Raw genomic sequence first — 10,782 nt, 5'->3', positions numbered from 1 at the left:
CTCAAAAACCATTTCGGCAGACTCAAAAACCATTTCGGCAGACTCAAAAACCATTTCGGCAGACTCAAAAACCATTTCGGCAGACTCAAACACTCATACCAATTCTGTATGAAGATGCGCTAAACCATAAGTACAAGAAAGAAAAACGAACCGCAAAGGACGCAAAGGACACAAAGAAAGAAGTTAAAAGGGTTTGGCGCAGCCTCACAAAGAAACGGTATCAGCACTCAGCACTTTCAAGTCAGGGAGTATAAGAAAATGAGCCAACGTATCAAGAGAGCATTTTTAGACACAGAAGATGGACAAATTCTTTACCGTATAGGTGGAGAAGGCGAACCTCTACTTTTACTGCACATGACTCCCCGCAGTAGTGATGAATTTCGAGAATTAATGCCTATTTTGGCTGCCAAAAAATTAGTAATTGCAATGGATTTAATGGGGTTAGGTGATTCTGACAAGCCCCCCAGAGTTTATTCAGTTGCAGACTATGCCAAAAATGCGATCGCCCTTTTGGATGAATTAGGCATAAAAAAGACAAGCATTTTCGGTAGTCTTACAGGGGGTTATATTGCCGGAGAAATAGCAGCAGCTTACCCAGAAAGAGTTGAAAAACTCATCCTCTGCAATGTATATAAATTTGACGAAGAGGAAAAAGACAAGATTTTCAAGATATATTCTCAAGGGTCTCAAATTAAAGAAGATGGCTCTCACCTGATGGAAAGATGGTTAGCTCGTGTCAGTTACGCCGGCACGGGAGAGTTAAATCACCGTTGTGTTTTGGATGATTTGAAGGCTTTTAACTCTCCTGTATATCCCGGTGTAGCTGTGGCAAGCTACTGTCTTTCTGCCCAAGAAAGATTTCGTTTGATTAAGTGCCCTACTTTGATTTTGTCAGGAGAAAAGGGGTTAGAACCATTAGAAAAAGCTGGTTTAGCCAAAGCTGAGAATCAATTTTGGTTCAGGGAAGCAATTTCTGATAGCCAAAAAGTTGAACTCGAAGGCGGAACCCTTTGGATGATTAATCAAATGCCGGAAGAAGTATCAAAAGTAGTTACTGATTTTCTGGAAAAGCAGTAATTACTTGTGTAAATTAATTAGGCATTTTTGTATAGAGGGACAGAGAACAAAAAATATAATTCCCTAGTAAATATACAAATAAATTTGCCTACCTATTTAGGAGGAAGACAATGAACGACGAATTACCACTTATTATCGAGTGTCGTTGTAACCAAATAACCTATTATGACTAAAATAATGTGAAAAATATAATAGTAAACTGAAGTTTACTTTAGCTATTAGCCCTGAAATAAATTTCAGGGCGGGTGAGAAAGCCAACAGAAATGTAGGATGGGCAATGCTTGTCCTACAGAAAAATGTAACTGCGATCGCTCAAAAATAATGAAACTAATACTCCCTACTTTCCATACTTTGAGCAAAACAACTGATAGTACTACTGCCACGCATAATATTGCCACTCCACTTATAACACTGTCGAAACGGAGAATTTCGACGACTGGGATAGAAGCGAGTATAAAGCAATTGAATTTGGTCGCCAAGCTTCACTTATACGGGATTTTCTACTGGTAGATAGCAGTGCTTCCAGCAATCAGAAGTAGTATGAGCCGCAATATCAGATCCTGATATATCCAAAACAACTGAATCAGCAAGAGTTGCCACAAAACTCCCCTTAAATCCCGTAAAAATGCCATCTAAACTTTTGCTTAAGTAAGTGACATTCCACCCTACTGGATAATAGGTGCGTTACGCTGTCGCGTTAACACACCCTACTACTGGTGAAGGAGAAGGAAAAGAGTTTGACAGAGTTTTTGCCTAAGTCCTATCATCCTCAGAAATCTTGTTGCTCAAAATATCTATTGATTACCATCTGCATATGACAAAACTGTGCTAATTTTTGATAAATCTCTATCAATCCGAATAAAGAATAAGCCGCCATCATCTGTTCTATGCCAAGGAGCGATGGTAAAACTGGGAACATAGGCAAAGCAATCTTTGCCAAGACGGTAGTCTCCAATATCACAGTACCCAGCTAAACAATAACCCTCTTCGTTGTAACATTGTATTTCTGCATACAGACCGTCATAATGAGGCAAGATAGCAAGTAACCATACTCCACCACCGTTAGCATCTTTCCTTAACCATTTCTTACTTGCTTTTATAAATTGAACTGTATCCGTTTTGCCCCACGGCAGCAATTTACTATCCAAGACTGGGATATATTCATTTAACTTAGCATCTGGATGATTATTGGATAAATTTTTATATTCTAAATAGCCATTCTCCATCCAAAGGATTTCTACATCTTCACTACCTAACACCTGCCAATCACCGACTTGCACTCCAGCAGGAATAAAAGAGTAGCAATGTTTAGTAAGTTTCCACTCACCAATTTGAATTGCTCCCTTAAGTACGAAAAGCTCTAAATCAGCAGTAAATATGCCAGATGGTGCTTTAAACTGGGATGGTAACACGACTCTTGATGTAGAGGCTCCGCAGTCTTGCCATGTCAACAATCTACGGCTTGCGGTTGCTACCTCATCCGGCATTCCATTGATTCGCCATCCTTGTTCTTCTGATACAGTATTGGTGTCAAAAAAAATATATTTACGAGGTACGTACTCTGGAGAGATTGCAGTATGTCTTCCTGATAAGTTCATGTGTCCTCTACCGTCTCCACCCCAATCTTCCTTAATAGAGGTTATATGCAATGGGTCATTTGTCTCTTCTTTGGGCGCAGAATTGTATATCTTTTCCATGTATTTATCGAGGAACGCAGTCAAGCTTAACTGGTATGGTACGTTAATAAAGTAACGCACCTACACAAATAAATTAATTTTTAATTAAGATAGTCTGCGTTTAACTTCCTCTGCCAAATTTTCCAGTGATACTTCTACTTGCTCACCTGTTTTCAAATCTTTGAGCGAGGATTTTTGCGCTGCTGCTTCCTCGGAACCAATAATTACACAGAATTGAATTCCTTGTTTTTCTGCTAGCTGGAATTGTTTACCCAATCCTCGTTTGTCAAAACTAGTTATAACATTAATGCCAGCCTTACGGAGCATTTGAGACACATTTAAATAAATGGGCATCAAATCCTCTTGCATATTTACTACCATCACTTGTGCTGGTGTGGCAGCTAAAGTATTGAGAATACCTGCTTTTAATAACCGACTAATTAAGCGAGTTAAGCCGATAGAAATGCCTACACCTGGCATTTTATCACCGATAAATGTTCCGACTAATTCTTCATATCTGCCACCAGAGCAAATACTGCCCAAGGCTTCATGTCCTAATAAAGTTGTTTCGTAAACTGTGCCCGTATAATAATCTAGACCGCGAGCGATCGCTAAATCTATACAAAACCTATTTTCAGCAACTCCGAGATTACGTACACCTGCAATCACTGTTTCTATTTCAGCAACTCCCACACTAAATTGCTCGGCTTCTGGTAGATTTTGCGCGAGATGCTTGAGTTTATCTAATACCTCATCAACTGTACCGTCAATTTTAATAAAGTCAATAATTTTTTGAGTTTGCTCTGCTATAATCCCTTCTTTTTCTAACTCCTGCTTAACTTTAACTTCGCCGATTTTTTCTAAATTATCAATGATGCCAATACAGGATTTAATTTTATTCTCTGCAATCCCTACCGACTTAAAGAAACCTGTGAGAATTTTTCTATTGTTGATGCGAATCAGAAAATCACCGATATTAATTGCTTCAAATATTTCAGTGATAATTGCAGGCATCTGAGCATCATATAGCAAACTGAGTTCCCGACGAGCAACTACATCAATATCGCACTGGCGAAACTGACGAAAACGCCCATCTTTTGCTCTTTCCCCACGAAAAACTACATCCATTTGGTAGCGAGCAAAGGGAAAGGTCAATTCATTCAAGTGACGGGCAATATAAGCTGCTAGAGGGACTGTTTGGTCAAATTTTAAAGCGCGTGCTTCTGAACCAGTTTCGCCTGCTTTATCCCTCTCAGCTTGTCGATTTGGTGGCAGGATGGGGTCAATACCATAAATAATATTGTCGCCTTGATTACCTTTTGCTTGTAGAACTTCTAAGCGTTCTACTGCGGGAGTTTCAATAGGTGTAAATCCATAGCTTTCAAAAACTCTACGGATAGTATCTAGCAAATATAATTCCAAGCGCTTTTCGCTAGGAAGAAATTCTGGAAATCCGCTAGGGGTGGAAAAATTTATTTTGTCAGCTTTTGCCATGCCTTTTTTGGAATTAAAACTTCAAAATGCCAATTAGCTTATCGTAGCCGTTCTTCTTGGATTAGGGTGCGTTGATAAATTTGATGGTTCTTAAACCAGTGCCAAGTGCGAGCGCGATAGTTATTGTCAGGGCTAATTTGGATCATTTCATATAAAGACATTTCTGGCATTGTTTTATAAGAAAACCACAAAATCACGGTGGAATCGTCTGCTTCCCAGGCTTTCCCTTGAATGCGTTCTGTATCAAACCAAAGTTTTTTATCTTGATAGGTTCCGGGAAACTGATGTTCTTCTTGTTTCCCATCAGACCACTTGTAGCGATTAACTTGGTAGTAGGGATAAGAACCGTTTTCTGGAAACTCACAGGTTAAGTGAGATTCATGCTTGTCCAGGATTTTTCCTGCTGTATCAACTAGTGTATACGTTCCTACCCAATCTCCTTTATGGCGGAAAAGAACGGGCATTTCTTCTTTGATGGTAGACATAATAAAACTCTTAAAATCTAAGTATATCCATAAGACTAAAATAGCCCTGGCTTTATTGGCTAGTGACACACTCCACACACTGAATCTGAGTACAGATACAGTGTGGGCTTCTCAACTAATCCGGCTATTGCTTAGGAAGCGTTGAGCTTTAAGAACCGGGTGTCCCTCGGCTCTATTCAAAATGTTTATTGCTGCGTTGTGATCGCGATCCAAACTACATCCGCAGTTTTTACAATCGTGCCAACGCTCATGCAATTTTTTCGATACTTTCTCACCACATTTGGAGCAGTCTTGAGACGTGCTATATGGATTCACCCCGATCACAAGCAAACCAGCATTTTCGGCTTTATTTGAAAGAATCGATATGAAACTACTCCATCCAGCATCATGCACAGACTTTGCCAAACGTGTGCGTGAAAGACTTTTGACGTTCAAATCTTCATGCACAACTACATCGAAATTTTTAAGTAACGTGTTGGCAGTTTTGAAGTGAAAATCGCGACGTTTATCAGTAACTTTTTTATGTTGTTTGCCGAGTTTTTTGACAGCTTTGTTACGTCTATTACTGCCTTTTTTTGCTCGCGAAACGTTCTTTTGAACAACTTTCAAACGCTTCTGAGCATTCCGATAATGTTGCGGTATCGGTACAGCTAGACCGTTACTGTCTGTGAAGAATTCTTTTAAACCTAAATCTATTCCGACAATTTTATCAGCGTTAAAATTTGGTTTAATTGTTGGTACGGTTTTATCTTCTAAACTAAACGTGGCATAGTAACCGTCTGCTTTTCTGGTCAGAGAACACGTTTTAATCTTAAATCCGTCTGGTATTTGACGGTGCAATATGATTTTAACTTTACCAAACTTAGGCAAAGCGATTGTATTGTTTGAAATACAATCTGGTTTCATTTGCGAATAAGTAAACGTTGAATACTGACTTGACGATTTAAAACGCGGTCTACCGCTTCGTTTACCGTTACTGTCGCCTTTTAAAAATCTTTCAAAAGTTAATTCAACACGTTTAACGACATTTTGTAAAACTTGCGAATGAATTGCAGCGTACCAAGGACGGTCTTTCTTTAGTTGCGGTAACGCATTTTGCTGCGTGTGATAATTAGGATTGTCTCTTAATATTGGAATATGGCAAACTAACGGACATGCGTTAACCGAACAACGGTTAAATTCGTACCAATTAAATCTATCACTTAACAAATAATTATATTGAGAACGTAGCATCGATAGCCATTGTTCTAATTGAATTATTTGTTGTTTATTGGGACGTAATTTATATTGATACGAAGTTCGCATAATATAACCTGTAGTTTCGACCTACTTTAAATATATACCAAAGTATTGACGCTTATCAACATAAATAAAAGATTTGGCAATTCCGAGCGCGACTTTCATTCATGGATAAACTGCGTTTATCTTAGGAGCGAAAGTCAATTCGTCATTGCCCAAAATTCATCCCGGCACTGATCTGAGTACAGATACAGTGTGGGACATATGATTGTTACAAGTTAAACCACCAAGGGTCGCTAACAGTGTTAGTTTTCACCAAAAATGCTTTTTTCCGCATGAATCGTGTCAGCGCGGCTGGTCCCATGCGCGAACCTCCCATACCGGAGAATTTAAAGGCGTTTTTTTCTCCCTCGTGCATGAGAGCGGTGAGTGCAGCATCGTTGATACTGATTGCTCCTGCATCTATCTGCTGGGCGACTTTTAATGCCTCTGCTTTTGAGCCAAAGACAGCAGCACTTAGCCCATAAATGGTATCGTTGGCTAATGCGATCGCTTCAGAAATTCTAGAAAAAGCCATCACTGGCATAATTGGTCCAAAAGTCTCTTCGGTCATCAGTCTCATCGAATGGTTAACACTTGTGAGAACTGTTGGACGACACCACCAACCACCACTCAATTCCTCAACTTCCCCACCGCAGTGAATTACCGCTTTCTTTGACACTGCATCTTGCAAATGCTCTTTAATAATCGCTGCTTGTCTTTCGGCAATAATCGGACCGATTTCCCCATCTTCAATTTTAGGATGAGCCAGCCGCAGGCGATACGCTTTAGTTACAAGTTGATGGTAAAACTTATCAAAGATAGATTCAGCAACGTAAATTCTCTCAATCGACAAGCAAGACTGTCCGGTGTTGACGACGGAACCCCACAAAATTGCTGATGTGGCTAATTCTATATCGGCTGATTCTAAGACGATCGCCGGATCTTTTCCGCCTAATTCTAAAAAAGCAGGAATAAACTGTCTCGCTGCTGCTTCTGCTACTTTTCGTCCGGTGGCTACACTGCCGGTAAAGCACACCAGATCCACATTGTCAATTAATGCGGCTCCAGTTTCCCCGGCTCCCTCAATAAAAGTTAATATATCGCGCAGTTGTCCAACGGCGTTAAGTGTCTCTAACAAAGGTGCCACGAAGCGGGGAGCAATTTCACTCGGTTTGACAATGACGGCACAACCCGCTAGCAATGCGGGAATCGTATCAATCGTAGACAGCAATAAGGGAAAATTCCAGGGGCTAATCACCCCAACTAAGGAATAAGGAACCGCTGTTTGTTGCAGTTCGATAAAAGGTATTGCTGTACCTTTTTCAAAGTCTTGTAATAATTTTGGCGCTAATCCACACCAGCGATCAATGCTGGAAAGGAATGAGTCAATTTCCAGCACCGAGATTGATAATCTGCCAGTATCGGCGACTAAAGCCTCCGTGAGTTTGTCACGCTTAGATAATATCGCTTGTTTCCACTGCTGTAAAGCTTCTATTCGCCCTTGTAAACCAATTTGCAGCCAGCTTTTTTGCGCCCTCCGCAGACGGCTACATTGCTGTGCCAGCAGCTTCGAGGGCGGCGGTATAATTACGTAGTCATACTTTCCGGTTCGGGGGTTGCGAACTTCTATTGGTTTAGTCATTGAGAATAGGTAATTGGTAATGGGTAATTGGTAATTGGGAATGGGTAATTGAGAATGGGGAATTGGGAATTGAGAATAGGTAATTGGGAATTATTTTTATTCCTGATTCCCCATCACCCATTACCGATTACCGATTACCACGTTCCCGATTACCCATTACCAATTACCCCCAATTTGCTTAGACGCTCGATGGTTTCTTGCTGTGTTTGGATAAAGTGTTTGCGGTCTACTTCTTTATCCAGCATAGTGTTTGCTGGGTAAAAATGGGACTGGCGGTAACTTTCTGCGTATAGCTCAAATCGCTGCCGCGAAAGTAAATTATTTAACCCTGGTCGGTGGCGATCGCGTCGTAAAGCTGCCAGGTCTATCTCGGCAAAAGCTGCCATGCTCTCACCTGTACCAGTTTCAGTTAAAACAATTCCTCGATGGTCAATAATTTTAGAACCACCATCAGCGGATGCAATTGGAATCGGGATATTCGCAATGCCTGCTGTATTGGTTGAGACTACGTATGCCATGTTTTCTACTGCACGGCTGATTTTTGCTGCGTCTTTAGGCGTTAGCGTCTTGGCATACACTTCTGATGTAGAATGCAGAAAAATCTCTGCACCGCGCATTGCCAGACACCGCGCTACTTCTGGATATAAAATTTCTTCTGATGCCAGAGCTGCCAAATTACCGATCGCCGTCTTCGCTACCGGAAAAACACCCTCTAACCCGTAGCAATCTAGATACTTATCCCAGACATCGTGCGGTGTGGGGGCAAACATCGAATTCAGCCGTCGATACCGCAAGACAATTGACCCTGAGGGGTCGATAACAAAGCAGGTTTGGAAGTACAATCCTGGAAAGTTCGGATCGAGTTCGTAGGCGTTGCCTGCCAAGAAGATATTATGCTTTTGGGCTATTTTACCAAGAGCTTCATACTCAGCACCAGCCATTTCCAAACAAGCTTTTTCTGCCCAGACAGCTAAAGATTCTCCCATCGGAAAGCCTGTAAGAAAGTATTCCGGCAGGACAATTAAACGACAGTCAAAGCCAATAAAAGCGATACTGCCAGCGATTTGTTGCGCCAAGCGGTTGATGGTTTGCTGCATGAGCGATCGCGCTTGGGTTCGATCGCTGGCTTGGTTAACTGCGTGGCACGTTACTTGAAGTGCTAATGCTCTGTATGAGTCGATGGCGGTAGTATTAATTTCCATGCACCAAGGTTTTGTTGAAATTTTGCTTCGGTGATTTTATTTGAGGCGATCGCCACCCCAAAGCGCCCGAACTAGTTTGTTAGTCAATTCCGTACCCAGCATCTGCGCTGCTAACTTGTTGCCTGGATCGCGTTCAGCGCTGCTACGGCGCAAAAACAAGTCGCGTTCAGCCAAGCTAGCCCGCGCATCTTCTGGCATTGCCTCAGCCTCGTCTACCCACGTCAGCCAGCGATCCAGCATTTCGTGTGCAAGTGTGCGAATCAGGTTGAGTGTATCATCCGTAGCTGAACAGGTGTAGCAGAGGCTGATAGGCGATTGAAACTGGCGGACATACAAGCTTTTGCTAGTAAATAATGACAGATTGGAATTGCTGTGCAAACTCAGGAATGTTTCATTAACTGGCTCATAGTAGCGATCCAGATATTCCAGGTCAATCAAAATATCAGTTCGCGGGATGTAATCAATGTAAAAAAAAATATTTGGAAACGTGCCAAACTCAAACGCTAGATGAGGAACCCGGATATGCGATCGCAACCAGGTAGTCAGACGCATCGTGCTGAAGCTTGATTGTTCGGTCTTGGCAAACCACCCATGCACCAGCCAATCAATTTCTTCTCCAGAGAAGGTATTGAGCGAACCGTGTGCCTCTTTTGTCGTGGCAGAATAGCTCTGTAAGCTTTTCGTAGAAGGTTCTGGATGTAGCGTAAAACGAGCATCCAACTTCTGCCTGAGTTCGTTTGTAATACCCCATAACTGTTCAAATATAGCTGTATTGTCTACATTAGGTTGTTGCGAAATCATTGTTTGTCTTTGCTTTCTTTGTATAAACTTAATGTAAACGAAGAACTCCAGGTAATAGCATGTCAGATGGTGCTACAGAGTCGAAAGTTGGTAAAGTTCTGCTCATCGGTGTTACTGGTGGCACCGGCGGTAATGTAGTCAAAGGATTTCGCGAACAGCAACTTACCAACCTGCGTGCCATAACTAGAAAAATTGACCTGAACCGTCCTTCGCTGTCGAAAATGAGCGAAGCAGGAGTTGAGTTGGTTGAAGCCAATTTAGACGATGAAAACTCCCTCGCAGCAGCTATGGACGGCATTTCGGCTATTTATTGTCACGCTACTTCAGCGGACTCTGCCAAACCTGACCCGCTAGAAGTCGAGAGGGCAAAGCGCGTTGCACAAGCGGCAAAAAAAGCCGACATCAAGCACTTCGTTTATAACTCCGCAGGTGGTGCAGACAGAAATTCCGGAATTCCCCATATTGAGCAAAAGTACAAGGTTGAGCAAATTCTCTCTTCAGCTGGCTTACCGACAACGATGTTGCGTGCGTGTTTGTTTATGGAAGAGTTTTGGAAAAAGTACACGCGACCGTCGATACTTAAGGGAACTTTCCCATTTTCGATTCAGCCTGACAAGCCTTTACATCTGATTACAACTATAGATATGGGTCGCGTTGCTGCTTATGTGATGAAAAATCCTGACAAGTACATCGGTCAAGAAATTGAACTTGCTGGTGATGTGCTGACTCCAAAGCAACTTGCCGAGGCATTTTCTCAAGCGCAGGGGACAAGTGTTGTTCACAAAGAAACACCCGCGTGGATATTCTTACTTCTATTTCAAAAAGAATTGTACGCTTTGATTCAGTGGTATCGCCGCAAGGGTTATCAAGCTGATGTGCAGCACTTGCGGCAAGAGTTTCCCGGACTTTTGACGACTTTCGATGAATTTCTGCAAGAAACTAACTGGGGAAATAAGGAACTTACTTACGAGAGTCTTTCATAATCGTGAGTGGCGATCGCTCAAATCAGGCTGTGTTATTTATATATAGTACAAGCCTTGGTGCTGCCGGACATCAACAGATGATAAAACCTAGACACAAAAAGGCTTTTCACCCAGTCCCCAGTCCCCAGTCCCCAGTCCCCA

10 protein-coding genes are annotated in these 10,782 nt (G+C 41.9%); 2 read left to right on the top strand and 8 right to left on the bottom strand.

What is annotated here, in order from left to right:
* Positions 1 to 258 precede the first annotated feature (258 nt).
* The gene (locus tag PI95_RS33025) at positions 259 to 1,077 is read left to right on the top strand and encodes an alpha/beta fold hydrolase (RefSeq protein WP_039741089.1); all 819 of its coding nucleotides are present in this window, start codon (positions 259 to 261) and stop codon (positions 1,075 to 1,077) included.
* A gap of 794 nt (positions 1,078 to 1,871) precedes the next feature.
* Here the strand turns inward: PI95_RS33025 and PI95_RS33020 are convergent.
* From PI95_RS33020 to PI95_RS32985, 8 genes are all read right to left on the bottom strand, one after another.
* Complete coding sequence (locus PI95_RS33020) at positions 1,872 to 2,774, bottom strand: DUF4437 domain-containing protein (protein WP_039741091.1); 903 nt, start codon at positions 2,772 to 2,774, stop codon at positions 1,872 to 1,874.
* 84 nt (positions 2,775 to 2,858) lie between these two features.
* Positions 2,859 to 4,247 carry a histidine--tRNA ligase gene (gene hisS, locus PI95_RS33015; protein ID WP_039741092.1) on the bottom strand — a complete coding sequence of 463 codons (1,389 nt, stop codon included), beginning with the start codon at positions 4,245 to 4,247 and terminating at the stop codon, positions 2,859 to 2,861.
* Between the two features lie 38 nt (positions 4,248 to 4,285).
* On the bottom strand, positions 4,286 to 4,732 hold the full coding sequence (locus tag PI95_RS33010; protein WP_039741095.1) for a DUF3598 family protein: 447 nt from the start codon (positions 4,730 to 4,732) through the stop codon (positions 4,286 to 4,288).
* A 111-nt stretch (positions 4,733 to 4,843) separates the two neighbouring features.
* A complete protein-coding gene (locus PI95_RS33005; protein ID WP_039741097.1) occupies positions 4,844 to 6,037 on the bottom strand; it encodes an RNA-guided endonuclease InsQ/TnpB family protein in 1,194 nt (397 codons plus the stop codon).
* 205 nt (positions 6,038 to 6,242) lie between these two features.
* Complete coding sequence (locus PI95_RS33000; protein WP_039741099.1) at positions 6,243 to 7,655, bottom strand: aldehyde dehydrogenase family protein; 1,413 nt, start codon at positions 7,653 to 7,655, stop codon at positions 6,243 to 6,245.
* Positions 7,648 to 7,776, bottom strand: a complete 129-nt coding sequence (locus PI95_RS32995) for an alpha/beta hydrolase (RefSeq protein WP_163519412.1) — start codon at positions 7,774 to 7,776, stop codon at positions 7,648 to 7,650. Before PI95_RS32995 ends, PI95_RS33000 begins: the two co-directional genes overlap by 8 nt.
* A 28-nt stretch (positions 7,777 to 7,804) precedes the next feature.
* Entirely contained in the window at positions 7,805 to 8,857 is a 1,053-nt protein-coding gene (locus tag PI95_RS32990; RefSeq protein WP_039741101.1) for a nitrilase-related carbon-nitrogen hydrolase, read from the bottom strand.
* Between the two features lie 36 nt (positions 8,858 to 8,893).
* On the bottom strand, positions 8,894 to 9,658 hold the full coding sequence (locus tag PI95_RS32985; protein WP_039741103.1) for a red chlorophyll catabolite reductase: 765 nt from the start codon (positions 9,656 to 9,658) through the stop codon (positions 8,894 to 8,896).
* A 59-nt stretch (positions 9,659 to 9,717) separates the two neighbouring features.
* On the opposite strand from PI95_RS32985, the gene PI95_RS32980 reads away from it, so the two are divergent.
* Positions 9,718 to 10,641 carry an NmrA family NAD(P)-binding protein gene (locus PI95_RS32980; protein WP_039741105.1) on the top strand — a complete coding sequence of 308 codons (924 nt, stop codon included), beginning with the start codon at positions 9,718 to 9,720 and terminating at the stop codon, positions 10,639 to 10,641.
* Positions 10,642 to 10,782: the final 141 nt, after the last annotated feature.

Origin of the sequence: Hassallia byssoidea VB512170 (assembly GCF_000817785.2) — a bacterium.
Lineage (GTDB): Bacteria > Cyanobacteriota > Cyanobacteriia > Cyanobacteriales > Nostocaceae > Hassallia > Hassallia carrinoi.
This window is presented reverse-complemented; position numbering and strand designations above follow the sequence as displayed.

Coding starts and splice junctions, on each gene's coding strand:
- PI95_RS33010 (WP_039741095.1), bottom strand. CDS start 4,732: ATGTCTACCATCAAAGAAGAAATGCCCGTTCTTTTCCGCCATAAAGGA.
- PI95_RS33000 (WP_039741099.1), bottom strand. CDS start 7,655: ATGACTAAACCAATAGAAGTTCGCAACCCCCGAACCGGAAAGTATGAC.
- hisS (WP_039741092.1), bottom strand. CDS start 4,247: ATGGCAAAAGCTGACAAAATAAATTTTTCCACCCCTAGCGGATTTCCA.
- PI95_RS33020 (WP_039741091.1), bottom strand. CDS start 2,774: ATGGAAAAGATATACAATTCTGCGCCCAAAGAAGAGACAAATGACCCA.
- PI95_RS32990 (WP_039741101.1), bottom strand. CDS start 8,857: ATGGAAATTAATACTACCGCCATCGACTCATACAGAGCATTAGCACTT.
- PI95_RS32980 (WP_039741105.1), top strand. CDS start 9,718: ATGTCAGATGGTGCTACAGAGTCGAAAGTTGGTAAAGTTCTGCTCATC.
- PI95_RS33005 (WP_039741097.1), bottom strand. CDS start 6,037: ATGCGAACTTCGTATCAATATAAATTACGTCCCAATAAACAACAAATA.
- PI95_RS32995 (WP_163519412.1), bottom strand. CDS start 7,776: ATGGGTGATGGGGAATCAGGAATAAAAATAATTCCCAATTACCTATTC.
- PI95_RS33025 (WP_039741089.1), top strand. CDS start 259: ATGAGCCAACGTATCAAGAGAGCATTTTTAGACACAGAAGATGGACAA.
- PI95_RS32985 (WP_039741103.1), bottom strand. CDS start 9,658: ATGATTTCGCAACAACCTAATGTAGACAATACAGCTATATTTGAACAG.